Raw genomic sequence first — 25,107 nt, forward strand, 5'->3', positions numbered from 1 at the left:
CCATGGCCCTGCAACGTACCTTCTCCATCATCAAGCCCGACGCCGTTTCCAAGAACGTCATCGGCGAAATCCTGACCCGCTTCGAGAAAGCCGGCCTGCGCGTTGTCGCTTCCAAGATGGTTCAGCTGTCCGAGCGCGAAGCTGGCGGTTTCTACGCCGAGCACAAAGAGCGTCCCTTCTTCAAGGACCTGGTTTCCTTCATGACCTCCGGTCCGGTCGTTGTTCAGGTTCTGGAAGGCGAAGACGCCATCCTGCGCAACCGTGAACTGATGGGCGCTACCGATCCGAAGAAAGCCGACGCTGGCACCATCCGCGCCGACTTCGCCGTCTCCATCGACGAGAACGCCGTACACGGTTCCGACTCGGAAGCTTCGGCTGCCCGCGAAATCGCTTACTTCTTCTCCAGCACCGAGGTGTGCGAGCGCATTCGCTAATCCAGGCGAATGAGCGAGGGTGAATCCATGACTGATACCGCTGTAAAGGCCAACCTGCTGGGCATGACCAAGCCCCAGCTCGAGGAATTCTTCGAGTCCATCGGTGAAAAGCGCTTCCGCGCCGGCCAGGTGATGCAATGGATTCACCACTTTGGCGCCGTCGACTTCGGCGCCATGACGAACGTCGGCAAGGCCTTGCGCGAAAAGCTCGAGGCCGTTGCCGAAATTCGCCCTCCGGAAATCGTCAGCCAGGACATTTCCGCTGACGGTACCCGCAAGTGGGTGGTGCGTGTGGCCTCGGGCAGTTGCGTCGAGACCGTGTACATCCCGCAAGGCGGCCGCGGCACCCTGTGCGTGTCGTCGCAGGCCGGTTGCGCGCTGGACTGCAGCTTCTGCTCCACCGGCAAGCAAGGCTTCAACAGCGACCTGACCTCCGCCGAGATCATCGGCCAGGTGTGGATCGCCAACCAGTCGTTCGGGACCATCCCGGGCAAGATCGACCGTGCCATCACCAACGTGGTGATGATGGGCATGGGCGAGCCGCTGCTGAACTTCGACAACGTCGTGACCGCCATGAGCATCATGATGGAAGACCTCGGCTACGGTATTTCCAAGCGCAAGGTGACCCTGTCCACCTCAGGCGTGGTGCCGATGATCGACAAGCTCGCCGAGGTGACCGACGTGTCCCTGGCCCTGTCGCTGCACGCACCCAACGACGAACTGCGCAACAAGCTGGTGCCGATCAACAAGAAGTACCCGCTCGAGATGCTGCTCGATTCCTGCTACCGCTACATCACGCGCCTGGGCAAGGAGCGCGTGCTGACGATCGAGTACACCCTGCTGGCCGGCGTCAACGACCAGCCCGAGCATGCTGAGCAGCTGATCGCACTGCTCAAGGATTTCCCTTGCAAGATCAACCTGATTCCGTTTAATCCGTTCCCGCATTCCGGTTACGAGCGTCCGAGCAACAATGCCATTCGCCGTTTCCAGGACATGCTGCACAAGAGCGGCTTCAACGTGACCGTTCGTACCACCCGTGGCGATGATATCGATGCCGCCTGTGGTCAGCTGGTAGGCCAGGTGATGGACCGCACCCGCCGCAGCGAACGCTATATTGCCGTACGTCAGCTGGCGGCCGATGCCGACCAGACCGCGCCTGCTACCAACCGAAACTGAACTAGGGAGGATTCCGATGACCCTGCGCGCCGCGCTGTGCTTACTGTTGGCAACCGTGCTGACGGGTTGCGTGACGACTGGTAAACAGGATCCTCTGAAGACCGAGAAGGGCCGGGACGAGGCGCGTGACGCCTATATCCAGCTCGGCATCGGTTACCTGCAGATGGGCAACACCGAGCAGGCCAAGGTGCCGCTGCGCCAGGCCCTGGATCTCGACTCTTCCAGCGCCGATGCCCATGCTGCCCTGGCCGTGGTCTATCAGGTCGAGAAAGAGCCCAAGCTCGCCGAGAGCGAGTTCCGCAAGGCGTTGTCCTCGCGCTCGGGCGATGCGCGCATCCTGAACAACTACGCGGGTTTCCTGTTCGAGCAGAAGCGTTACCAGGAAGCCTACGACACCTACATGAAGGCCACCGAAGACGGCCTCTATTCCGAGCGTTCGCGCATCTTCGAGAACCTCGGCCTGGTGAGCATGAAGCTCAACAACCGCGCTCAGGCCAAGGAATACTTCGAGAAGGCCATTCGCCTGAACCGCAATTCGACGGGTGCGCTGCTCGAACTGGCTGACCTGACCTACCAGGACCGCGAGTACGTGCCGGCTCGCGGCTATTACGAGGAATACCTCAAGCGGGGCCCGCAGACCGCGCGCAGCCTGCTGCTGGGGATTCGACTGGCCAAGATCTACGACGACCGGGATACCGCTGCCAGCTACGGGCTGCAACTCAAGCGCCTGTATCCCGCTTCTCCTGAATACCAGGCATACCAGGCGGATAAATGATGAATACGTCGCAGTCCGATGTCATCGGCACGACCCGCGCCAACCCTGGCGAAACGCTGCGCCAGGCGCGCGAGAACAAGGGCTGGAGCACCGCTCAGGTCGCCGGCCAGCTCAACCTGACCGAAAACGCCCTGCGTTCGCTGGAACAGGGCTCGTTCGAGCAGTTGCCGGGTCACACCTTCGCCCGTGGTTACATCCGTGCCTACGCCAAGCTGCTGGGTATGGACCAGGCCCAGATGGTTACCGCCTTCGACCAGTACACCGGCACCGACGCCACTGGCAGCAACGTCCAGGCACTCGGCCGTGTCGTCGAGCCGGTACGCCTGTCGCGTAACCTGCTGCGCCTGTTCAGCCTGGCGCTGCTGGCCGTACTCATCGGCTTCGGCTACTTCTGGTGGCAGGAGCGTTCTGCGCGCCCGGCCGAGACTGGCAGCCTGAACATGGAGCATGTCGAGGTCGAGAGCGCCGACGGCACCACCGAAATCCACACCCTCGACGAGCCGGAAGACCAGGCTGTCGCCGAGGACCAGGCTAACACTCCGGCGGTTCCCAGTGAGCCGGCCGGCGACAACGGCAGTGCCGAGGTTCCGGCCGAAGGCACTCCGCCGCTCGCTGCAAGCCCGTCAGTACCCGGCGCCCCGACCGCTGCCGAAACCGCTCCGGCGCAGGCGCCCGCGGTTCCGGCTCAGCAACCGGCTGCGCAGCAGCCCGTCGCTCCGGCCAGCCCGGTTGCTCCGGTTGCCCCTGTGGCTCCGACCGAGGCGCCTGCCGCCCCGGTGGTCGCTTCCGCAGGACAGGGCGTGGTCAAGGTTCAATTCAGCGCCGATTGCTGGACCCAGGTGACCGATGCCGACGGCAAGGTTGTCCTTGAGGGCCTCAAGCGCAAGGGAGATTCACTGGAAGTCGCCGCCAAGGCGCCAGTCCAGCTGCGACTGGGCTTCGCCCAGGGCGCCCAGGTCAGCTACAACGGCCAGCCGGTCGAAGTCACGCCGGCGCGCGGTGGCACCGCTCGCCTGAAGTTGGGTGGACAGTAAGATGCATTGCGAGTCTCCGATCAAACGCCGCCTGTCCCGCAAGATCTGGGTAGGTAACGTGCCGGTGGGTGGGGATGCTCCCATCGCCGTGCAGAGCATGACCAACACCGATACCCTCGATGTGGCCGCCACCGTGGCCCAGATCCGTCGTCTGGAAGACGCAGGCGCCGACATTGTCCGCGTCTCCGTGCCAGACATGGACGCCGCCGAGGCGTTCGGCAAGATCAAGCAGCAGGTCAAGGTGCCGCTGGTTGCCGACATCCACTTCGACTACAAGATCGCCCTGCGCGTGGCCGAACTGGGCGTCGACTGCCTGCGCATCAACCCCGGCAACATCGGTCGCGAAGACCGCGTTAGGGCCGTGGTGGATGCCGCCCGCGAGCGCAATATCCCGATCCGCATCGGCGTCAACGCCGGCTCCCTGGAGAAGGACCTGCAGAAGAAGTACGGCGAGCCGACCCCTGAGGCGCTGCTGGAATCGGCCATGCGTCATGTCGATCACCTCGACCGTCTGGACTTCCAGAACTTCAAGGTCAGCGTGAAGGCCTCCGACGTGTTCATGGCCGTCGCCGCCTACCGCCTGCTGGCCAAGCAGATCGAACAACCCCTGCACCTGGGTATCACCGAAGCCGGTGGCCTGCGTTCGGGCACCGTGAAGTCGGCCGTCGGCCTGGGCATGCTGCTCGCCGAGGGCATCGGCGACACCATTCGCATCTCGCTGGCCGCCGACCCGGTGGAAGAGATCAAGGTCGGCTTCGACATCCTCAAATCACTGCGCCTGCGCTCCCGTGGCATCAACTTCATCGCCTGCCCGAGCTGCTCGCGGCAGAACTTTGATGTGGTCAAGACCATGAACGAGCTGGAAGGCCGTCTGGAGGACCTGCTGGTGCCGCTGGACGTCGCCGTGATCGGCTGCGTGGTCAACGGTCCGGGTGAAGCCAAGGAGGCCCACATCGGCCTCACCGGTGGCACGCCGAGCAACCTGATCTACATCGACGGCAAGCCGGCGCAGAAGCTGCAGAACGATAACCTGGTGGATGAGCTGGAACGGCTGATCCGCGAAAAAGCGGCCGAGAAGGCCGAGGCCGACGCCGCACTCATCGTGCGCGGCTGACCGCAACAAGGATCCTAAGTGAGCAAGTCCCTGCAAGCCATCCGTGGCATGAACGACATCCTGCCGGACCAGACCCCGGCCTGGCGCTATCTGGAACGCACCTTCGCCGGCCTGCTGGACCGCTACGGCTACAGCGAGATCCGCCTGCCGATCCTCGAGTTCACCGAACTCTTCGCCCGCGGCATCGGCGAAGGCACCGACGTGGTCGACAAGGAGATGTACACCTTCCTAGACCGCAACGGCGAATCTCTGACCATGCGTCCGGAAGGCACTGCGGGCTGCGTGCGCGCCGTGCTGGAGCATGGCCTGTCGGGCGGTGGCCAGGTACAGAAGCTGTGGTACACCGGCCCGATGTTCCGCTACGAGAAGCCGCAGAAAGGCCGCTACCGCCAGTTCCACCAGATCGGCGTGGAAGTCTTCAACCTGCCCGGTCCGGACATCGACGCCGAGCTGATCATCCTCACCTGGCGCTTGTGGCAGAAGCTGGGCATGGCCGACGCCGTGACCCTGCAGCTGAACACCCTGGGCTCCAGCGAAGCCCGCGCGCGCTATCGCGACGACCTGGTGGCCTACCTGCAGGAGCGCTTCGAGCAGCTGGACGAAGACAGCCAGCGCCGCATGACCACCAACCCGCTGCGCATCCTCGACAGCAAGGTCGAGAGCACCCAGGCCCTGCTGGTCGGCGCGCCGAGCCTGCACGACTACCTGGACGAAGAGTCGATCGCCCACTTCGAGGGCCTGAAGGCCCGCCTGGACGCGGTCGGCCTGCGCTACGAGATCAACCAGAAGCTGGTGCGTGGCCTGGACTACTACTGCCGCACCGCTTTCGAGTGGGTCACCGACAAGCTCGGCGCCCAGGGCACTGTCTGCGGCGGGGGCCGCTACGACGGCCTGGTCAGCCAGTTCGGCGGCAAGCCGACTCCGGGCGTGGGCTTCGCCATGGGCGTGGAACGCCTGGTCCTGCTGCTGGAAACCCTGGGCGTGGTGCCCGCCGAGCTGAACCGCCCAGCCGATCTCTACGTCTGCGCCTTCGGCGAGCCGGCGGAGCTGGCTGCACTGACCCTGGCCGAACAGCTGCGCGAGGCCATTCCGGGCCTGCGCCTGCTGGTCAACGCCGGCGCCGGCAGCTTCAAGAGCCAGTTCAAGAAGGCCGACAAGAGCGGTGCACAGTTCGCAATGATTCTGGGTGACGACGAACTGGCCAACCGCGTGGTAGGTTTCAAGCCCCTGCGTGGCGAGGGCGAACAACAGAATATCGCCTGGGATGCTCTGCCCGAGCACCTGGCTGCCTGCCTCAAGCAGGCCTGAATCGAGCGGATAGGAGTATTGGGGTGAGTAACCGTACCGAAGAAGAACAGATCGCTGACATCAAGGACTGGTGGCAGCGTAACGGCATGCCCCTGCTGACCGGCGCCGCTCTGGCGCTGATCGTGGTGTTTGGCTGGCAGGCCTGGAAAAAGTACCAGAGCAACCAGTCCCAGGGTGCCTCGATCATTTACCAGGCCCTGCTGGAAACCGCGCTGAACCCGGCCGGCAAGCCCGACACCGCCAAGGTCGCCGAGCTCGCTGGCAAGCTGAACACCGATTTCGCCGGCACACCGTACGCCCAGTACGGCCGCCTGTTCGTCGCCAAGGTTGCGGTGGACAGCGGCAAGCTGGATGACGCCGTCCTCGAACTCAAGGCCGTGGTCGACAAGCCGGTTGACGCCACCCTCGGCGAGCTGGCGCGCCAGCGCCTGGCACGTGTCCTGGCTGCCCAGGGCAAGGCCGAAGACGGTCTGAAGCTGCTCGACGGCAACGTCGACAAGGCCTACGTCGCCACTCGCGAAGAACTGCGCGGCGACCTGCTGCTGCAGCTCAAGCGCAACGACGACGCCCGTGTCGCCTACGAAAAGGCCAAGGCTGCCCTGCCGGAAGACGCCGCCGTTGGCGCCCTGCAGATGAAACTCGACGACCTGGCCAAGGGAGACGCCTGAGATGTTGCGTTGGAAACACGTTGCACTGCTGGCACTGACCCTTATGGCTGTGGGTTGCAGCAGTAATAGCAAGAAAGAACTGCCGCCGGCCGAGCTGACCGATTTCAAGGAAGAGGTCCGCCTGGAGAAACAGTGGAGCCGTTCGGTCGGTGACGGCCAGGGCGACCTGTACAACCTGCTCGAGCCCGCCGTGGATGGCCAGACCATCTACGCCGCGTCTGCCGAAGGCCGCGTCATGGCCATGCAGCGCGAAACCGGCGAAGTGCTGTGGAAGAAAGACCTCGATCTGCCGATCTCCGGCGCCGTCGGTGTGGGCAGCGGCATGGTCCTGCTGGGCACCCTGCGTGGCGACGTGATTGCCCTGGATTCCGGTTCGGGCGAGCAGAAGTGGCGCGCCAAGGTCACCAGCGAAGTGCTGGCTGCTCCGGCTACCAACGGTGACGTGGTGGTGGTGCAGACCCAGGACGACAAGCTGATCGGCTTCGATGCTTCTACCGGCAACCAGCGCTGGATCTACGAAGGCACCGTACCCGTGCTGACCCTGCGCGGCACTGGCGCTCCGTTGATCGCGGGCCGACTGGCCCTGGCCGGTCTGGCCAGCGGCAAGGTCGTTGCGGTAGACGTGGAGCGTGGCTTGCCGGTCTGGGAAGCGCGCGTTGCGATTCCGCAAGGCCGTTCCGAGCTGGACCGCGTCGTCGATATCGACGGCGGCCTGCTGCTGGTCGATAACGTGCTCTATGTCGCCAGCTACCAGGGCCGCGCCGCGGCACTGGACGTAGGCACCGGCCGCGTACTCTGGCAGCGTGAAGCTTCCAGCTACGTCGGCGTCGCCGAAGGTACCGGCAGCGTGTTCATCAGCCAGTCCAGCGGCACCGTGGAAAGCCTCGACTCCCGTGGTTCGTCCTCGCTGTGGAGCAACGACGCCCTGGCTCGCCGCCAGTTGTCCGCTCCGGCCGTGCTGTCGAGCAACGTGGTCGTTGGTGACCTGGAAGGTTACGTGCACCTGCTGAGTCAGGTGGACGGTCGTTTCGTTGGCCGCGAGAAGGTCGACGGTGACGGCGTGCGGGTTCGCCCGCTGGTAGTCGGCAGCTGGATGTACGTGTTCGGCAACAGCGGTAAGCTGGCCGCCTACACGATTCGCTAAGCTGAGTGTTACTGCCGGCCGCTGCCGTGAAAAACGGCAGCGGCCGTCGTGTTTTCTGAAAATCAAATTTCCTGGAGAGCCGCATGGTTCCCGTAATAGCCCTGGTGGGCCGCCCGAACGTCGGCAAGTCCACCCTGTTCAACCGCCTGACCCGCACCCGTGACGCCATCGTCGCCGAGTACGCAGGTCTGACCCGAGACCGCCAGTACGGCGAGGCCAAGTGGCAGGGCAAGAAATTCATCGTCATCGATACCGGTGGTATTTCCGGTGACGAAGAGGGTATCGACGCCAAGATGGCCGAGCAGTCGCTGCAGGCCATCGAAGAGGCCGATGCCGTCCTGTTCATGGTTGACTCCCGCGCCGGCCTCACCGCCGCTGACGAGATGATCGGCGAGCACCTGCGCAAGAAGAACAAGCGCACCTACCTGGTGGCCAACAAGGTCGACACCGTCGATCCGGACATCGCCCGCGCCGAGTTCAGCCCGCTGGCCCTGGGGCATGCGATCCCGATCGCCGCCGCCCACGGCCGTGGCATCACCCAGATGCTTCAGGAAGCCCTGGGCGAGATGTTCGCCCCGGAGCCGGAAGCGCCGGAAGACAACGACCTGCCCGGCGAGCTGGAAGAAGTCGCCGAGGGCGAGGAAGCCAAGCGCATCCCTGGTCCGAGCGAGAAGGATGGCATCAAGATCGCCATCATCGGTCGCCCCAACGTCGGCAAGTCCACGCTCGTGAACCGCATGCTCGGTGAAGAGCGGGTGATCGTCTACGACCAGGCCGGCACCACCCGCGACAGCATCTACATTCCCTTCGAGCGCAACGAAGAGAAGTACACCCTGATCGACACCGCCGGCGTGCGCCGCCGCGGCAAGATCTTCGAGGCGGTCGAAAAGTTCTCCGTGGTGAAGACCCTGCAGGCGATTCAGGACGCCAACGTGGTCATCTTCGTCATGGACGCCCGCGAGGGCGTGGTCGAACACGACCTCAACCTGCTCGGCTTCGTGCTGGAGACCGGTCGTGCGCTGGTCATCGCGCTGAACAAGTGGGACGGCATGGAATCGGCCGAGCGCGACTACGTGAAGACCGAGCTCGAGCGCCGGCTGATGTTCGCCGACTTCGCCGACATCCACTTCATCTCGGCGCTGCACGGCACCGGCGTTGGCCACCTGTACAAGTCGGTGCAGGACTCCTTCCGTTCCGCCGTGACCCGCTGGCCCACCAGCAAGCTCACGCAGATCCTCGAGGACGCCATCCAGGTTCACCAGCCGCCGATGGTCAACGGCCGCCGCATCAAGCTGCGCTACGCGCACCTGGGGGGCGCCAACCCGCCGCTGATCGTGATCCACGGCAACCAGGTGGATGCGGTGCCCAAGGCCTATACCCGCTACCTGGAGAAGACCTTCCGCCGCGTGCTGAAGCTGGTCGGTACGCCGATCCGCATCGAGTACAAGGGCGGTGACAACCCGTTCGAGGGCAAGAAGACCCAGCTCACCGATCGCCAGGTCAACAAGAAGCGCCGCCTGATGTCGCACCACAAGAAGGCGGAGAAGAAGAAGAAGGACAAACGTAAATAACGTCTGTCAGTCTTTAGACCGCAAGCCGCAGGCGATAGAGTAGGGACTTCCTCTCATCGCCTGCAGCCTGTAGTCACGCCATGCTTACCAGCAAACTGCCGAATGTCGGCACCACCATCTTCACCCGCATGTCCCAGCTCGCCGCGCAAAGCGGAGCGCTGAATCTCTCCCAGGGCTTCCCGGACTTCCCCGGCCCCGCACCGCTGCTCGAAGCGGTCGCCCGCCACGTCATGGCCGGGCAGAACCAGTACAGCCCGATGACCGGCCTGCCGGCGCTGCGCGAACAGGTCGCGATCAAGGTCGCGAGCCTGTATGGCCGCAACGTCAGCTCCGACACCGAAGTGACCATCGTTCCCGGCGCGACCGAAGGGATCTTCTGCGCGGTACAGGCGCTGATCCGCCCCGGCGACGAAGCCATCGTCCTCGATCCCTGCTACGACAGCTACGAGCCTTCGGTTGAACTGGCCGGTGGCCATTGCGTGCACGTTGCGCTGAGCCAGCCGGGCTTCCGCATCGACTGGCAGCGCCTGAGCGATGCCATCACCCCGCGCACGCGCCTGATCTTCCTCAACAGCCCGCACAACCCCAGCGGCGCGTTGATCGACCGTGCCGACCTGGATCGCCTGGCCGAGCTGATCCGCGACCGCGAGATCTACGTGATCAGCGACGAGGTCTACGAGCACCTGATCTACGACGGCGTACAGCACGCCAGCGTGCTGGCCCATGACGAGCTGTATCCGCGCGCCTTCGTCATCAGCTCCTTCGGCAAGACCTACCACGTCACCGGCTGGAAGACCGGCTACGTGGTGGCGCCACCGGCGCTGTCGGCGGAGATGCGCAAGATCCACCAGTACGTGAACTTCTGCGGCGTGACTCCGCTGCAATGGGCGCTGGCCGACTTCATGGCCGCGCACCCCGAGCACTTGCGCGAGCTGCCGGGCTTCTACCAGGCCAAGCGCGATCTGTTCTGCAATCTGCTGGAAGGCTCGCGTTTCACCTTCCAGCGTGCCGCCGGAACTTACTTCCAGGTGGTCGATTACTCGGCGATTCGCCCGGACCTCGATGATGTCGCCATGTCCGAATGGCTGACCACCGAGCATGGCGTGGCGGCCATTCCGGTCTCGGTGTTCTACCAGCAGCCGCCGGCGGACATGCGCCTGGTGCGCTTCTGCTTCGCCAAGAAAGAGGAGACGCTGCGTCAGGCAGCGGAACGACTATGCGCGATCTGACTCAACTGGCCGACCTCAAGCTCGCCCTCGTGCAGACCACCCTGGTCTGGCACGACGCCAAGGCCAACCGCGAGCGCTTCGAGGCGCTGCTGGAAAGCGCCCGTGGCGCCGACGTGGTGATCCTGCCGGAGATGTTCACCACCGGTTTTTCCATGGATTCCGAGACGCTGGCCGAGGCGGAGGAGGGCGCGACCTACGCCTGGCTGCGCGAGCAGGCTTCGAGGCTCGATGCCGTGGTCTGCGGCAGCGTGATCATCCGCGCCGCCGATGGCAGCCATCGCAACCGGTTGCTCTGGGCGCGCCCGGACGGCGAGATGCAGCATTACGACAAGCGCCACCTGTTCCGCATGGCCGGCGAGCACAAGCACTACACGCCCGGCGACCAGCAGGTGCTGCTGGAATGGAAGGGTTGGCGGATTCGCCCGCTGGTCTGCTACGACCTGCGCTTCCCGGTCTGGAGCCGCGATCCCCAGGATACCGACCTGCTGCTCTACACCGCCAACTGGCCGGCTGCGCGCCGCCAGCACTGGAATCGCCTGCTGCCGGCACGGGCTATCGAGAACCTCTGTTATGTCGCGGCGGTCAACCGCGTCGGTGAAGATGGCAAGGGCCACGCCTACTCCGGCGACAGCCAGGTGCTCGACTTCCAGGGTGACAACCTGCTGGCCGCCGGCAATGCCGACGGGGTCTTCCAGGTTGCCCTGAGCGCAGCGGAGCTCGCGGCCTACCGCGAGCGATTCCCGGCAAACCTCGACGCCGACGAGTTCGATATCCGGGCGTAACGGATTTCCCTGGAGGGCGGGCTTTGGCGCGCTCCTGCAGGGAGTCTCCAAGTAGGATGGTGTGGAGCGAAGCGATACCCATCAATTGCAGCGCTGACTGCATGGGTATCGCTGCGCTCCACCCATCCTACGGTCAGATTTCCCGTGACTTCCTCAGTAGGCGCTGGCGGTATCCAACCGCTGGATCGCCTCGTCACTGAGCTTCAGCTCCACCGCTGCGATCAGGTCGGGCAACTGCTCCAGCTTCGACGCACTGGCAATCGGTGCGGTGATGCTCGGGCGGGCCATCAGCCAGGCGAGTGCGACCTGGGTCGGCGTGGCGTGCAGTTCGCCGGCCACTTCCTCCAGCGCATCGAGGAGCGCGAAGCCGCGCTCGTTCATGAAGTTCTTCACCTTGTAGCCGCGCACGCTGCTCTTGCCCAGGTCGTCCTCGCGACGGTACTTGCCGGTGAGGAAGCCCGCCGCCAGGGAGTAGAAGTTGATCACGCCCAGGCCCAGCTGTTGCACCGTGGGCTCCAGTTGCGTCTCGTAGTTGGCGCGGTCGTACAGGTTGTAGTTGGGTTGCAGGCTCTGGTATTGCGGGAGCTTCAAGCGGGTGCAGAGCTCCTGGGCTTCGCGCAGGCGCTTGGCGTCGAAGTTGGAGGCGCCGATCACCTGCACCTTGCCGCGCTCCACGGCCTCGGCGAAGGCGCCCATGGTTTCCTCCATCGAGGTGTGCGGGTCGTCGCAGTGGGACTGGTAGAGATCGATGTAGTCGGTCTGCAGGCGCTTGAGCGAGCGCTCCAGTGCCTGCTCGATGTACACCGCCGACAGCCCCTTGTGGCCGTTGCCCATGTCCATGCCGACCTTGGTCGCGATGATCACCTGGTTGCGCTTGCCGGTTTTCTTCAGCCACTTGCCGATCAGGGTTTCCGACTCACCGCCCTCGTGGCCCGGCACCCAGCGCGAGTAAACGTCGGCGGTGTCGATGCAGTTCAGCCCCGCGTCGAGCAGCGCGTCCAGCAAGCGAAACGAGGTCGCCTCGTCGGAGGACCAGCCGAACACATTGCCGCCGAAGACCAGCGCCGGAATCTTCAGGCCCGATTGTCCGAGTTCGCGTGTACGCATCTGCTTTGACTCCTGAGGGGCGGGAACCCTCAGTGTAGACGCGCTGCCTTGCGCCGCGGGGCGGATTGGCCGGCAGCGGTACGCCAGCTGGTCTATCATGGCGGCCAGCCCAATTGCCGAGTGCCCGTCATGACCACGACTCCCTACCTGCTGGACCAGCTGGAAACCGCCGACATGCTGTTGATCGACGGTCTGCACGCCTGGCAGTTCGAGCTCAACGAGGCATTGCTGGACCAGGCCGACGCCGCCGCCCACGCCGACCAGCCCTTCGCCAGCGAAGACGTGGTGCTGCAGATCGAGTCCATCGATGGCCGCGACCGCCGCGAGTGGCGCTTCAGCTACAACCAGGTGATGGAGGCCAGCTACCAGGCCGAAGACGAGACCTGGCTGCTGCAGGCCGGCGACCAGCAGCACCGACTGTGCTGCCTTGGCGCAGTCGCCGCCAGCGGCGACGACGAGTAAGCGTCCCCTGACAATGAAGAAGGCCCCGTGAGGGGCCTTCTTCGTTTCTGGCTTCAGAATGCCAGCGGGTAGCTGGTGATGAAGCGCACCTCGTCGTAGTCGCTGGCATAGCTGCTGCGCACTGTGGAGGTGCGCATGAGGAACGACAGCGTCTTCAGCGGGCCGCTCTGAATGGTGTAGCCCACATCGGTATCGCGCTCGTATTCGTGGCCGTCGCTCTGGCCCGGCCGCGAGATGTCGGTGCCCTTGGTGTAGCGCGTCATCAGGGTCAGGCCCGGCAGTCCGAGGCTGGCGAAGTCATAGTCGTAGCGCAGCTGGTAGGAGCGCTCCTGCGCCCAGAAGAACCCGCCGTTGGTGACCCAGTTGACCAGGTACGGCTGTGGTGTGTTGCCCAGCAGCATGGGGAACATGTCTTCGCCGAGCATGCGCTGGTAGGTGGCGGAAAGCATGTGGCTGCCGTGCTTCACGCCGAGTCGCGCGCCATAGGCGCGGTTGTCGATGCGCCCGGCCAGCGCCTGCCCGGATTCCTCGTTGTGGAAGTAGCTCAGGGTGCCGAGCAGCGCGGTGTTCTCGCCGATCGGTTGCTTGAGGTTGGCACCGACGTAGTGCTGGTCGTAGATGTCCTCGAGCTGGGCGAAGTAGTAGCTGGTGGACAGGCCGGACGTCCACTGCGCATCGACGCCCCCCAGGTTCAGCTTGTTGCTGTCCTGGCTGGCGGGGCGGGTAGCCAGATAGAACGACTCGCGGTCGCTGGAGGCGCGGGTACTGGTGTTCCACAGTTGCGCGGCGGTGAACCTGAAGCGCTCCGACTCCTTCGACTCCAGCATCACGCCCTGGAACGTCTGCGGCAGCACGCGCACGTCATCCTGGAAGATTACCGGTAGGCGCGGCTCCAGCAGGCCGACCTTCAGCGTGGTCTTCGAATAGCGCAGCTTGAGCGTGGCGCCGCCCCGGCTGAAGTCATCCACCGGCTCACCCGTCGTGCGGTCGTAGGGCAGGTTGCTGTCGTTGCTGGTGCCTGCGCCGCCGTCGAGCTTCAGGGCGTAGAAGCCGGTGAAGTCCACACCGACACCGATGGTGCCTTCGCTGAAGCCGGAGCTGAAGCGCGCCAGCACGGCCTGGGACCAGCTGCCGGCCTGGGATTGCGGGGCATTGTCCTGGCGGTAGTCGCGCAGCATGTAGAAGTTGCGCAGGGTGGTGTCCAGGCGGCTGTCGTCGATCAGGTCGGCCTGGGCGCAGAGGGGCATCAGCGCGCTGCACAGCAGCGCACCGGTAAAGCGATTACGGAACATCGTCATCTCCTGGGCGCCGTTCGCCGGGGCGCGGGGCGCCACGCCGGCGAACGGGCGTAAATCTTGTCGAGGCGGCGCGATCAGTTCGCGGTGGCGGTGCTGTCCAGCGGTGCGGCTTCAGGCTGGGCTGTCTGCTCCTGGCCCAGGCTGCGACGGAAGTGCTTGCGTCCGTTGCCGAGCAGCCACAGGCAGAGCAGGCCGGCGAGGGTGACGATGATGCCGATGGACGAGCCGACGGCCTTCGGGTCCTTGAAGTACTGGTCGGTGAGCAGCGCCACCAGTGTGGTGCCGACACCCAGGCCGATCAGGTTGGAGACCAGCAGGAACAGCGCCGACACCTGCGCGCGCAGGCGGTTGGGCGTGAGCACCTGCATGGCGGCCGCCGAGGTGGAGATGCAGAAGGCGCAGAAGAACATCGCCGGGCCCATCAGCAGCACCGACAGCTGCAGGCTGCTCGCTGTCACCGAACCGATGACGAAGGGAATGGTGCAGGCCACGCCGAGCATGCCGCTGATCATCGCGGCGTCGCTGCGCCCGCGCTTCTGCAGCACATCCACCAGCCAGCCGGCGCAGAACACCCCGGCGGTGTTGAGCACCAGCAGGATGCCGCCGAGGATGTAGCCCACCTCCAGCGGCGTCAGGCCGTACTGGCGGATGTACATGGCCGGCGCCCAGCCCATCAGCGCGTACTGGCACATGGCGAAGAACGAGAAGCCGAGGTAGTGGCAGGTGAAGGTCGCGCGGTGGCGGCGCAGGAAGCGCAGGCCGTCGCCGATGGTCGCCTTGTGCTGCGGGTTCGCCTCCTTGCGCGCCGGGTCGCGGATGGTCAGCGCGATCAGCAGCGCCACCAGCACGCCGGGCAGGCCGACGATGAAGAATGCGATCTGCCAGGAGCGCACCTGGCCCAGCCAGCCCAGGTCGATGGCCGGCACGTCGCGCAGCGCCTCTATCACATAGCCGCCGACCAGGAAGGCCAGGCCGCCGCCGAGGAACGCCCCCATGGAGTACAACCCCAGCGCGCGGCCGAGTTTCTCCCTGGGGAACAGGTCGGCGAGCATCGAGTAGGTCGCCGGCGTCAGCGCGGCCTCGCCGACGCCAACGCTCATGCGTGCCAGGAACATCTGCAGGAAGTTCTTCGACAGGCCGCAGGCGGCCGTGGCAAAGCTCCAGAACGCCACGCCGATGGCGATGATCTTCACCCGCGAGGAACGGTCGGCGAGATAGGCGATAGGCAGGCCCATGAAGGCGTAGAACAGCGAGAAGGCCAGCCCGCTGAGCAGGCTGAACTGGGTATCGCTGATCTGAAGGTCGGCCTTGATCGGCTCGATCATCAGCGAAAGGATCTGCCGGTCAACGAAGGAGAAGATGTACGCCACCATGCACAGCACGACGACATACCAGGAATAACGCGAGGTCTGGACGGATTTCGGGTGGGATTGCGGGTTCACGGTTACTGGCTCCTGAAGCGGGTGAAGGCAGATGGCCAAGCACGTCGAGCTCGTTGTTGTTGTAGGTAACCAGGCGCCTCTGTACGCAAGGCAGGGGCAGCCGAATGTGTCTGATTGCGTGACACGGTTTTTTGTTTGCCTGCCGCTTTCACGGCAGTGCACGCAAGACTAGGGAAGGGGCGAGGCAGGGGTAATCGGGGCGAGTACCAGCATTGCGGAGACTGCCCCCTAGGGGACTAGGGGGAATCTTTAGGCGGTGCGAGGAGGTTGGGTCAGATCAGGCCGAGCAAGGAAAGGATCACTGTGCCGACGAAGAGCACGGCCAGGACGCCGAGCAGAAACAGCAGGCTGACGCCGAAGGCGCGCCAGTTCGAGGCGAACCGGCCTGCGGCAGCGGCATGCTCCTTGAGTGCTGATTCGCAGCGCTGCTTGGCAAGGCCGACCATGAAAACCAACCTGGCTATCGCCATCGGCATGCCGGACATGTTGGCGGGCAGGAGTTGGCCGATGACGAATATGGCCGCGGTCAGCGCTATGCCGGTAAACCAGATGTTCCTCGCTTCCTGCGGCCGACCGAGCCGTTTGAGGTGCTGGGTGATGACCCAGGCCCCGGCGACGGGCAGGCCAAAGAAGGTCGCGATGCCGACGGCACTGATCTTGTAGAGGGAGGCGCCTGCAGCGATGGAGGGTAAGTCGTGAAGGGGCGCAGCGGGCGTCTGGAAGGGATTGTCCTGCGGGGTGTCCGTCATGTTTTCGCTCCTTCGAAAACAGCCCCGGACGCACGAGGCGTCCGGGGCAAAGGGACTTTCAGGTTAGCTTAAGGTTTACGCGGCTTTCGCGTGGCCCAGCGTCACGGCGCGGTTCAGGGCGCTGAACAGCGCACGGAAGCTCGCGGTGGTGATGTTTTCATCGATGCCGATGCCGTGCAGCGAACGACCACCCTCGACGCGCAGTTCGATATAGGCGGCCGCGCGGGCATTGGTGCCGGCGCCAATGGCGTGCTCGTTGTAGTCCATGATCTCGACGTCCACCGGCAGCGAGGCGACCAGGGCTTCCAGGGTGCCCTTGCCCTTGCCGTGCCAGCGATGCTGCTCGCCCTTGTGGGTCACGTCGATGTCGATGGCGCAGACGCCGTTCTCTTCCTGCAGGCGGTAGTTCTTCAGGCCGAACGGGGAGACGGCCTGCAGGTACTCGGTCTGCAGCAGGGTGTAGATCTGCTCGGCGGTCATCTCCAGGCCGAGACGGTCGGTCTCGTTCTGCACCACCTGGCTGAACTCGATCTGCATGCGGCGCGGCAGGCTGATGCCGTACTCCTGCTCGAGCAGGAAAGTGATGCCGCCCTTGCCGGACTGGCTGTTCACACGGATCACCGCTTCGTAGCTGCGGCCGATGTCCGCGGGGTCGATCGGCAGGTACGGCACTTCCCACACGGCATCGTCCTTCTGCTGGGCGAAGCCCTTGCGGATGGCGTCCTGGTGGGAGCCGGAGAAGGCGGTGTGGACCAGGTCGCCGACGTAGGGGTGACGCGGGTGCACCGGAATCTGGTTGCACTCTTCCACCACCTTGCGCACGGCGTCGATGTCGGAGAAGTCCAGCTCGGGGTCGATGCCCTGGGTGTACATGTTCAGCGCCATGGTCACCAGGCAGAGGTTGCCGGTGCGCTCGCCGTTGCCGAACAGGCAGCCTTCGACGCGGTCGGCGCCGGCCATCAGGGCCAGTTCCGAAGCAGCCACGCCAGTACCACGGTCGTTGTGGGTGTGCAGGCTGAGCAATACGCTGTCGCGCTTGTTGATCTGGCGGCCGAACCACTCGATCTGGTCGGCGTAGTTGTTCGGGGTGGCGCACTCGACGGTGGCGGGCAGGTTGAGGATCAGGCGGTTGGCCGGGGTCGGCTGGAACACGTCGATCACCGCATTGCACACCTCGACGGCGAAATCGGTCTCGGTGGAGCTGAACACTTCCGGCGAGTACTCGAAGCCCCACTGGGTTTCCGGCGCGGCTTCGGCCAGGCGCTTGATGGTCTGGCCGGCGGCCACGGCGATGGCTTTCACGCCAGCCTTGTCCTGGTTGAAGACGATCTTGCGGAAGCTCGGTGCGCAGGCGTTGTAGTAGTGGACGATGGCCTTCTTCGCGCCCTTGAGGGACTCGAAGGTGCGCTCGATGAGGTCGTCACGGGCCTGGGTCAGTACCTGGATGGTGACGTCATCGGGAATGTGGTCGTTCTCGATCAGCTCACGAACGAAGTCGAAGTCGGTCTGCGAGGCGGACGGGAAGCCCACTTCGATTTCCTTCAGGCCGACCTGAACCAGGCACTTGAAGAAGCGCATCTTCTTCTCGGCGTCCATCGGCTCGATCAGCGACTGGTTGCCGTCGCGCAGGTCGGTGGACAGCCAGATCGGCGCCTTGTCGATGATCTTGTCCGGCCAGGTGCGGTCGGGCAGGGTGATCTGGGTGAAGGCGCGGTATTTCTTCGACGGGTCTTTCAACATGCTCATGAGCGGAATCCTTGTTCTCTGCGGCCTGCGGGGCCTGCGCATAAAAATCTGAATGAGGCGGAACCGGGGAGGGGGGGCTCAGCCACGCAGTCGCGGGCTGACCAGGCGCAGGCAGGCGTGTTGGCGAAGCAGAATGAGGGTGTGTGCGGTTTTCATGAGTGCCAAGCTAAAGGTCTGGGAGACCAATGGCAAGCATTTGGAAAAATTTGGTAGGAATAGTCTTTCAAGTCTATTTATCGAGAAATAATTGTCGGAAATATGCCATTTCAGCAATTTATCCTGAAGCTTGTCGCTGTGCTTAACTGATTCTGCGTCTTCGTGCCGCAGCGAAGCTTTGTAACTCCGTGCGATCATTGCGCACCCGCCCCAGGTGGGAACTCTCCATCCGCAAGGACATTTCGTGACCCGTCGTACACGACAAGGCGTAGGTACCTGGCTGGCGTTGTTCGCCATGCTGATGATCTATGTCGGCCCGCTGGTCTCCCAGTCGATGCCGATGGATCACGCCATGCCCATGTCCATGCCGATGGACCACGTCATGCCGATGGAGCATGGCAAGGCCATGTCCCACGACATGGCCGGCATGGAGGACATGCACTGCTCCGACAGCCAGCGTGCTGCGGACCATCAAGCCGCCCAGGTTTCCCACGGCGAGCAGCCGCTTACCGCCGACGCCTTCATGGAGAAGTGCGGCTATTGCAGCCTGCTGATCCACAGCCCGCCGCTGACGCCGCCACCGGTCGTGCTCGACCACGGCCTGCCCGCTGTCGGCGCGCCCGTTGCCCTGTTCGTTGCTTCCCGCATTCCCGCCTCGCCGGTCTTCCCCGGCGCCCGCTCCCGCGCACCCCCGTTCCTGATCGGCTGACCCGCAATCCCGACTCCCCGACCCCGGCGCGGATGCCTGCATTGGTATGCGCGCCGTGCGAGTACGCGTGGAGCGGGCGTCATCATCGATCATGGAACTCATGGAATGACCCGCATGCCCCTGCGCCGTCGGCAAACTGCCGTCGGCCTGCGCGCCCTGTGCGCGCTGACCGCCCTTGGCGGTCTCACTGCCGTTCCGGTACTGGCCGAGGAAGAAGATCACTCGGCCCACGCCACCAATGCTTCGGTCACCGAGCTGTCGCCCAGCGTCATCACCGCCGTGGCGCAGAGTTCGCCGCTGACCGTGGTCACCGACCCCAAGCAGCCGCGGCAGCCGATCCCCGCCAGCGACGGCGCCGACTACCTCAAGACCATCCCCGGCTTCTCCGCCATCCGAAACGGCGGCACCAATGGCGACCCGGTGCTGCGCGGCATGTTCGGCTCGCGCCTGAACATCCTCACCAACGGCAGCACCATGCTCGGCGCCTGCCCGGCACGGATGGACGCGCCCACCTCTTATATCTCGCCGGAAACCTACGACAAGCTCACCGTGGTCAAGGGCCCGGAGACCGTGATCTGGGGCCCCGGCGCCTCGGCCGGGACCATCCGCTTCGACCGTGAGCCGGAGCGCTTCGGCGAACTGGGCATGCGCGTCAACGGCAGCCTAACCGCCGGCTCCAACGGCCGCTTCGACCGCGTGCTGGACGCCGCCGCCGGTGGCCCCGAGGGCTACCTGCGTTTCACCGGCAACAAGTCGCAGTCCGATGACTACGAAGACGGCAGCGGCAACACCGTGCCTTCGCGCTGGAACAAATGGAACGGCGACGTGGCCGTGGGCTGGACGCCGGACGCCGACACCCTGGTCGAACTCACCGCCGGCAAGGGCGATGGCGAGGCGCGCTACGCCGGGCGTGGCATGGACGGCTCGCAGTTCAAGCGAGAAAGCCTCGGCCTGCGCTTCGAGAAGTCCAACATCGGTGGCGTGCTCGACAAGCTGGAGGCGCAGGTCTACTACAACTACGCCGACCACGTGATGGACAACTACAGCCTGCGCACGCCCTCGGGCACCGGCATGATGGCCGGCCCCATGGCCTCCAACGTCGACCGCCGTACCCTCGGCGGGCGCCTGGCCGCCACCTGGCGCTGGGACGATTTCAAGCTGATCACCGGCGTCGATGCGCAGACCAACGAGCACCGCGAACGCAGCGGCATGGGCATCAACACCTATGACGAGCAGCCGTGGGACAAGGACGCCGTGTTCCACAACTACGGCGCCTTTGGTGAGCTGACCTGGTACGCCGCCGACCGCGACCGCGTGATCACCGGTGCGCGCCTGGACCGCGCCTCGGTCAAGGATTACCGGCAGAGCACCGGCTCGGGGATGATGGCGATGCCCAATCCCACCGCCGACGACACCCGCGCCGACACCCTGCCCAGCGGTTTCGCCCGCTACGAGCACGACCTGGCCGACACGCCGACCACCCTTTATGTCGGCCTCGGCCACGTGCAGCGCTTCCCCGACTACTGGGAGCTGTTCTCCCCGGACAAGGGCCCGAGCGGCTCGGTCAACGCCTTCGACAGCATCAAGCCGGAGAAGACCACCCAACTGGACTTCGGCGCGCAGTACGAGGACGAGAAGCTCAAGGCCTGGGCTTCGGGCTACGTCGGCGTGATCCGCGACTACATCCTGTTCGACTACATGCCCGGCGGCATGATGGGACGCACCTCCCAGGCGCGGAACGTCGACGCCCGCATCATGGGTGGCGAACTGGGCGCGGCCTACGCGCTGACCAGTAACTGGACCGCCGACGGCACCCTGGCCTACGCCTGGGGCAAGAACACCACCGACGACACTGCGCTGCCGCAGATGCCGCCGCTGGAAGCGCGTTTCGGCCTGACCTACGTGGAAGGCGACTGGAGCGCCGGCGGACTCTGGCGCGTGGTCGCGCACCAGGGGCGGATCGCCGAGAACCAGGGCAACGTGGTCGGTTACGACTTCGACGAAAGCCCCGGCTTCGCGGTGTTCTCGCTCAATGGCGCGTACAAGCTGAGCAAGAACCTCAAGGTCAGTACCGGCGTCGACAACCTGTTCGACAAGGACTACGCCGAGCACCTGAACCTGGCGGGCAACGCCGGCTTCGGCTACCCGGCCAACGACCCCGAATCGATCCACGAGCCGGGACGTACGTTCTGGACCAAAGTGGACTTCAGCTTCTAAGCCCGACCGGCCCCCGCCGGACGGGGGCCTCCTTGCGTGAGGAGACCAACGAATGCAGAAGAAGACATTCGATTTCTACAACCTGGCCTGGCGCTGGCACTTCTATGCCGGGCTGTTCGTCGCGCCGTTCATGATCCTGCTGTCGATCACCGGGATCATCTACCTGTTCAAGCCGCAGCTCGACCCGCTGATGTACAGCGACCTGCTGCAGGTGAAACCCGGAGAGGTGCGGCTGTCCGCCGACGAGCAACTGATGCACCTGCATCACCAGAACCCGCAGTTGCAGGTCAGCCAGTACCTGCCGGCGCCGGCCGCCGACCGCAGCGCGCAGTTCGTCGCGCAGCTGGATGGACGCGAGGTGAACGCCTTCGTCGACCCCTACAGCGGCAAGCTGCTCGGTGTGCAGGACGGCAAGTCCAACCTGCAGGCGATGGCCCGCGCGCTGCACGGCGAACTGATGATCGGCACCGTCGGTGACCGGTTGATCGAGCTGGCCGCCGGCTGGGGCATCGTGCTGGTGGTGTCCGGCCTGTACCTGTGGTGGCCGCGCCAGCGCTCGCTGCGGGTGCTGCTGTGGCCGGACCTGTCGCGTCGCGGCCGCGCGCTGTGGCGCGAGGTGCATGTGGTGGTCGGCTTCTGGGGCTCGCTGCTGATGCTGTTCATGCTGCTCACCGGGATGACCTGGACCGGTTTCTGGGGCAAGACCTTCGCCGACGTGTGGAACCGCTTCCCGGCGCCCATGTGGAACGAAGTGCCCAAGTCGGACCTGGAGGCGCGCACGCTCAATGACGCGCACCGCCAGACCATCCCCTGGGCCATGGAAAACACCCCGATGCCGATGTCCGGCGGCGCCCACGCCGAGCACATGGCTCACGCCTCCGGCGGTATGGCGATGCCGCAGATCAGCCTGCAGCAGGTGGTCGATACCGCCGACCAGGCCGGTGTGACGCCGGGCTACGCCATCGCCCTGCCCAAGGGCGAGCAGGGCGTGTTCACCGTCTCGGTGTTTGCTGACGACTCGCGCAACGACGCCACCCTGCACATCGACCAGTACACCGGCAAGGTACTCGCCGACGTGCGCTGGAAGGACTACGGGCTGGTGGCCAAAGGCGTCGAATCCGGCGTGATGCTGCACGAAGGCAAGATGTTCGGTCTGTTCAACCAGCTGCTCATGCTCGCTGTCTGCCTGATGATCCTGCTCAGCGCGGTCAGCGGCCTGTGGATCTGGTGGAAGCGCCGCCCGCAGGGTCGCCTCGGTGTGCCGCCGATGCCCCATGCGATGCCGGTGTGGAAGGGCGGGGTGGCGATCATGGTCATCCTCGGCGTTGCCTTCCCGCTGGTGGGCGCTTCGCTGCTGCTGGTGCTGGCGCTGGATTGGGCTGTGCTGTCGCGGATCAAGCCGCGCAGCCCTGCCTTGAGTTGAGCGTTGCGGGTGGGACGTGCTTCCACCCTGACGCCTGCCGCGAGGCAGGCTATGCTGCGGCGCGATCGTTGCGCCCGCGGCCCGATGGATTCCCGCCGTTGCGGCGGACCTGATCACAAGCCAACTGGAGTCTCGAACATGCGTAAAACCCTGCTCGCTTTCGCTGTCCTGCTGGGCTTCTCCGGCGCCGCCATGGCCCACGAATACGAGGCCGGCAACCTGCACATCGACCACCCGTGGTCGCTGCTGCTGCCGGCCAACTCGGTGAACGGCGCCGCCTACTTCATCGTGCAGAACCACGGCAAGGAGGCCGACCGCCTGCTCGGCGCCGACACCGAGCGCGCCGCCAGCGCCGAGGTGCACCAGCACATCGAGAAGGACGGCATGATGAAGATGGTGAAGGTCGAGGGCGTGGACATCCCCGCCGGCGGCAAGATCGTCTTCGCGCCCGGCCAGTATCACCTGATGCTGTTCGGCCTGAAGAAGCCGCTGGCCGATGGCGAGCGCTTCCCGTTGACCCTGCACTTTCAGAAGGCCGGCGACGTGAAGGTCGAGGTCGCGGTGCAGAAGGAAGCACCGAAAGGTACGGATATGGGCCACGACATGCACGGCATGCAGATGAACTGATGAGCGACCGGCTCCTGCGCCCGCTGGTGTGGGCGCAAGACGGCGAGTGGCTGCTGGGCTTCGACGGCAGCTACTCGAGCGACTCGATCCTGCGCATCGAGAGCGCCGCCGATGGTTTCATCCTGCGCGAGGAGCGTCTGACCGAGCCGCAGACCAAGCGCTATCCCTTCGCCGACCTGAAGGATGACGTCACGGCGGCCGACTGGACCGCCTTGGCCGTCGACGAGGAGGGCGAGCGCCTGGGCTTCGCCATCGCCCGCTACGAAATCTGGAATCGCCGCGCGGTGCTGGACGACCTTTTCGTCCTCGCCGATGCGCGCGGCCAGGGCGTCGGCCGGCAACTCCTGGAAGGCTGCGTGGACTGGGCCCGGAGCACCGAGGCGCGTCACCTGTGGCTGGAGACCCAGAACCTCAACCTGCCGGCGGTGGGTTTCTACCGCTCCCGTGGCTTCGCCCTCAGCGGGCTGTCCACGGACCTCTACGACCCGGCGCAGGTGCTGCCCGGGGAAATGGCGCTGTTCTTCAGTTACCCGCTGGCCTGAGGGCCAGGCGCGTCTGCCGTGCCGCGAGGATCAGCACGAAGCCGATGCAGTAGGCCAGCACATCCAGCCAATCCGGCGTGGCGCCGAGCACGATGCGCAGAGCGCGGTTGCCGATCTGCCAGTGGAAAGTCGCGGCGAGGTACTGGCCGAATTCGATGATCAATCCACAGCCCAGCGCCGCAGCAGCCAGCCAGTGGGCAGGCGCATCGATAGCTGCGCGCAGCAGGCAGTACAGCCAGATCACCGCCAGCACATCGCCGCCGAAGCCGCGCAGCCAGCCGAGGTGCGCCCCGGCCGTGGCCAGCCAGACCAGTACGGCGAACCAGAGCAGCGCGAAGAGGGCGCTGCGTCCATCGAAGCGAAGCCGCATCAGGGCTTGAACGCGCCGATGAAGATCGCCGGGTCGACGCGGGCGTCGTTCAGGCTGACGTTCCAGTGCATGTGCGGCCCGGTGGCGCGGCCGGTGGCGCCGACGCGGCCGACCACGCCGCCGCGCGGGACCGCATCGCCGACTCTCACGTCGATCTTCGACATATGGCAGAACATGCTGATGAAGCCCTGGCCGTGGTCGACGAACACGGTGTTGCCGTTGAAGAAGTAGTTGCCGATCAGGATTACCTTGCCGGCGGCCGGTGACTTGATCGGGGTGCCGGCGGGCACGGCGAAGTCCAGCCCGGAGTGCGGATTGCGCTCCTCGCCGTTGAAGAAGCGGCGCAGGCCGAAGGGGCTGGAGAGCGGGCCGTTGACCGGTTTGTCCAGTACCAGGTTGCTCGGCGTGCCGGGGCTGAAGCTGCGGTAGGCGGCGGTCTGCTCGGCCAGCTCGCGGTTGATGCGCTTGAGGTCTTCGGGCAGCGGATTCACCTGGCGGGTGTTCTTCAGGGTGATGCGCTGCTCCTTGTAGTGCTTGCTGCCCACGTTGAAGCCGAGGTTGCGGCTGGCGCCGGCCTGCTTCACGACGATCTGCTGGTTGCCGGCCTTGGCGGTCAGCGGGATGCCGACCACAGCGATCCAGTCGCGGCCTTCCTCGCGCACCACCAGCACCTGCTTGCCCTGGTAGGTGGCGGTCGGCACGGCGGCGCCCTGGCCCAGTTGCACCACGGCAACGCCGCCGGGTACGGGTTTGTTCAGCGTGCGGCTGATGAAGCCTTCGGCGTGGGCAGTCAGGGTGAAGAGTGAGGCGATGAGCAGGCAGGAAAGTCGGAACATTGCGCTATCCGTGGACGTGTCGGCGGATGAAACGGGCAGTCTACACGGGCGGCTCCGGCGGGCGCGGCGATTTCGTCGAGAGCGGAACCCAGTTGTGCTGCGGACTAGTCCAGGAGCACGAACGTAGGATGGGTGGGGCGCAGTGATACCCATCGATAATCCAGCTGCGCCATTGATGAGTATCGCTG

General features: G+C 65.1%; 24 protein-coding genes. 17 read left to right on the plus strand and 7 right to left on the minus strand.

The genetic code is table 11. The features are described from left to right. Positions 1 to 2: 2 nt before the first annotated feature. The 11 genes from ndk to IB256_RS02030 all read left to right on the plus strand — a co-directional run bounded on the left by ndk (position 3) and on the right by IB256_RS02030 (position 11,235). Positions 3 to 434, plus strand: a complete 432-nt coding sequence (gene ndk, locus IB256_RS01980) for a nucleoside-diphosphate kinase (RefSeq protein ID WP_024762960.1) — start codon at positions 3 to 5, stop codon at positions 432 to 434. A 27-nt stretch (positions 435 to 461) separates the two neighbouring features. Then, a complete protein-coding gene (gene rlmN, locus IB256_RS01985) occupies positions 462 to 1,610 on the plus strand; it encodes a 23S rRNA (adenine(2503)-C(2))-methyltransferase RlmN (protein ID WP_138215443.1) in 1,149 nt (382 codons plus the stop codon). A 16-nt stretch (positions 1,611 to 1,626) separates the two neighbouring features. Further along, positions 1,627 to 2,385, plus strand: a complete 759-nt coding sequence (pilW, locus tag IB256_RS01990) for a type IV pilus biogenesis/stability protein PilW (RefSeq protein WP_192291570.1) — start codon at positions 1,627 to 1,629, stop codon at positions 2,383 to 2,385. After that, on the plus strand, positions 2,382 to 3,419 hold the full coding sequence (locus IB256_RS01995; RefSeq protein WP_192291568.1) for a helix-turn-helix domain-containing protein: 1,038 nt from the start codon (positions 2,382 to 2,384) through the stop codon (positions 3,417 to 3,419). The genes pilW and IB256_RS01995 overlap by 4 nt, the downstream gene beginning before the upstream one ends. Before the next feature lies 1 nt (position 3,420). Continuing rightward, a complete protein-coding gene (gene ispG, locus IB256_RS02000; RefSeq protein WP_192291566.1) occupies positions 3,421 to 4,533 on the plus strand; it encodes a flavodoxin-dependent (E)-4-hydroxy-3-methylbut-2-enyl-diphosphate synthase in 1,113 nt (370 codons plus the stop codon). Between the two features lie 18 nt (positions 4,534 to 4,551). Continuing rightward, entirely contained in the window at positions 4,552 to 5,841 is a 1,290-nt protein-coding gene (gene hisS / locus IB256_RS02005; RefSeq protein ID WP_081515967.1) for a histidine--tRNA ligase, read from the plus strand. 23 nt (positions 5,842 to 5,864) lie between these two features. Beyond that, entirely contained in the window at positions 5,865 to 6,509 is a 645-nt protein-coding gene (locus tag IB256_RS02010) for a YfgM family protein (protein WP_192291564.1), read from the plus strand. 1 nt (position 6,510) lies between these two features. Then, a complete protein-coding gene (gene bamB, locus IB256_RS02015) occupies positions 6,511 to 7,653 on the plus strand; it encodes an outer membrane protein assembly factor BamB (protein ID WP_081515963.1) in 1,143 nt (380 codons plus the stop codon). A gap of 83 nt (positions 7,654 to 7,736) precedes the next feature. Next, positions 7,737 to 9,224 carry a ribosome biogenesis GTPase Der gene (gene der, locus IB256_RS02020; RefSeq protein ID WP_192291562.1) on the plus strand — a complete coding sequence of 496 codons (1,488 nt, stop codon included), beginning with the start codon at positions 7,737 to 7,739 and terminating at the stop codon, positions 9,222 to 9,224. Between the two features lie 80 nt (positions 9,225 to 9,304). Continuing rightward, positions 9,305 to 10,453, plus strand: coding sequence for a pyridoxal phosphate-dependent aminotransferase (locus tag IB256_RS02025; protein ID WP_192291560.1), 1,149 nt, complete (start codon positions 9,305 to 9,307; stop codon positions 10,451 to 10,453). Continuing rightward, the gene (locus tag IB256_RS02030; protein WP_192401109.1) at positions 10,441 to 11,235 is read left to right on the plus strand and encodes an amidohydrolase; all 795 of its coding nucleotides are present in this window, start codon (positions 10,441 to 10,443) and stop codon (positions 11,233 to 11,235) included. Before IB256_RS02025 ends, IB256_RS02030 begins: the two co-directional genes overlap by 13 nt. 153 nt (positions 11,236 to 11,388) lie before the next feature. Here IB256_RS02030 and IB256_RS02035 read toward each other — a convergent pair whose 3' ends face one another. Further along, a complete protein-coding gene (locus IB256_RS02035) occupies positions 11,389 to 12,342 on the minus strand; it encodes an aldo/keto reductase (RefSeq protein WP_192401111.1) in 954 nt (317 codons plus the stop codon). A gap of 129 nt (positions 12,343 to 12,471) precedes the next feature. On the opposite strand from IB256_RS02035, the gene IB256_RS02040 reads away from it, so the two are divergent. Further along, complete coding sequence (locus tag IB256_RS02040) at positions 12,472 to 12,804, plus strand: DUF5629 family protein (protein WP_081515953.1); 333 nt, start codon at positions 12,472 to 12,474, stop codon at positions 12,802 to 12,804. Positions 12,805 to 12,857: 53 nt separating this feature from the next. On the opposite strand, the gene IB256_RS02045 is transcribed toward IB256_RS02040, so the two are convergent. The 4 genes from IB256_RS02045 to leuA form a co-directional block, all read right to left on the minus strand. Next, a complete protein-coding gene (locus tag IB256_RS02045) occupies positions 12,858 to 14,096 on the minus strand; it encodes an OprD family porin (protein WP_192401113.1) in 1,239 nt (412 codons plus the stop codon). A gap of 80 nt (positions 14,097 to 14,176) precedes the next feature. Further along, entirely contained in the window at positions 14,177 to 15,544 is a 1,368-nt protein-coding gene (locus IB256_RS02050; protein WP_192401116.1) for a spinster family MFS transporter, read from the minus strand. Positions 15,545 to 15,816: 272 nt separating this feature from the next. Then, positions 15,817 to 16,293, minus strand: a complete 477-nt coding sequence (locus IB256_RS02055; RefSeq protein WP_192401118.1) for a hypothetical protein — start codon at positions 16,291 to 16,293, stop codon at positions 15,817 to 15,819. A 75-nt stretch (positions 16,294 to 16,368) separates the two neighbouring features. Then, the gene (gene leuA / locus IB256_RS02060) at positions 16,369 to 18,039 is read right to left on the minus strand and encodes a 2-isopropylmalate synthase (protein WP_081515945.1); all 1,671 of its coding nucleotides are present in this window, start codon (positions 18,037 to 18,039) and stop codon (positions 16,369 to 16,371) included. A 400-nt stretch (positions 18,040 to 18,439) separates the two neighbouring features. Here leuA and IB256_RS02065 point away from each other — a divergent pair, with 400 nt between their 5' ends. The 5 genes from IB256_RS02065 (at position 18,440) to IB256_RS02085 (ending at position 23,713) form a co-directional block, all read left to right on the plus strand. Then, positions 18,440 to 18,904 (plus strand): DUF2946 domain-containing protein, encoded by a 465-nt coding sequence (locus IB256_RS02065; protein ID WP_192291548.1) that lies wholly within the window; start codon positions 18,440 to 18,442, stop codon positions 18,902 to 18,904. 105 nt (positions 18,905 to 19,009) lie between these two features. Next, complete coding sequence (locus IB256_RS02070; protein WP_192401121.1) at positions 19,010 to 21,121, plus strand: TonB-dependent copper receptor; 2,112 nt, start codon at positions 19,010 to 19,012, stop codon at positions 21,119 to 21,121. A gap of 52 nt (positions 21,122 to 21,173) precedes the next feature. Next, positions 21,174 to 22,544 carry a PepSY-associated TM helix domain-containing protein gene (locus IB256_RS02075; protein WP_192401123.1) on the plus strand — a complete coding sequence of 457 codons (1,371 nt, stop codon included), beginning with the start codon at positions 21,174 to 21,176 and terminating at the stop codon, positions 22,542 to 22,544. A gap of 138 nt (positions 22,545 to 22,682) precedes the next feature. Next, the gene (locus IB256_RS02080; RefSeq protein WP_192291541.1) at positions 22,683 to 23,171 is read left to right on the plus strand and encodes a copper chaperone PCu(A)C; all 489 of its coding nucleotides are present in this window, start codon (positions 22,683 to 22,685) and stop codon (positions 23,169 to 23,171) included. After that, positions 23,171 to 23,713 carry a GNAT family N-acetyltransferase gene (locus IB256_RS02085; RefSeq protein WP_192401125.1) on the plus strand — a complete coding sequence of 181 codons (543 nt, stop codon included), beginning with the start codon at positions 23,171 to 23,173 and terminating at the stop codon, positions 23,711 to 23,713. The genes IB256_RS02080 and IB256_RS02085 overlap by 1 nt, the downstream gene beginning before the upstream one ends. On the opposite strand, the gene IB256_RS02090 is transcribed toward IB256_RS02085, so the two are convergent. Then, entirely contained in the window at positions 23,694 to 24,083 is a 390-nt protein-coding gene (locus tag IB256_RS02090) for a DUF2809 domain-containing protein (protein WP_192291537.1), read from the minus strand. The genes IB256_RS02085 and IB256_RS02090 overlap by 20 nt on opposite strands. Then, the gene (locus IB256_RS02095; protein WP_192291535.1) at positions 24,083 to 24,919 is read right to left on the minus strand and encodes a M23 family metallopeptidase; all 837 of its coding nucleotides are present in this window, start codon (positions 24,917 to 24,919) and stop codon (positions 24,083 to 24,085) included. Before IB256_RS02095 ends, IB256_RS02090 begins: the two co-directional genes overlap by 1 nt. Between the last annotated feature and the right edge of the window lie 188 nt (positions 24,920 to 25,107).

The sequence above is a fragment of the Pseudomonas sp. PDM17 genome, assembly GCF_014851985.1.
Lineage (GTDB): Bacteria > Pseudomonadota > Gammaproteobacteria > Pseudomonadales > Pseudomonadaceae > Pseudomonas.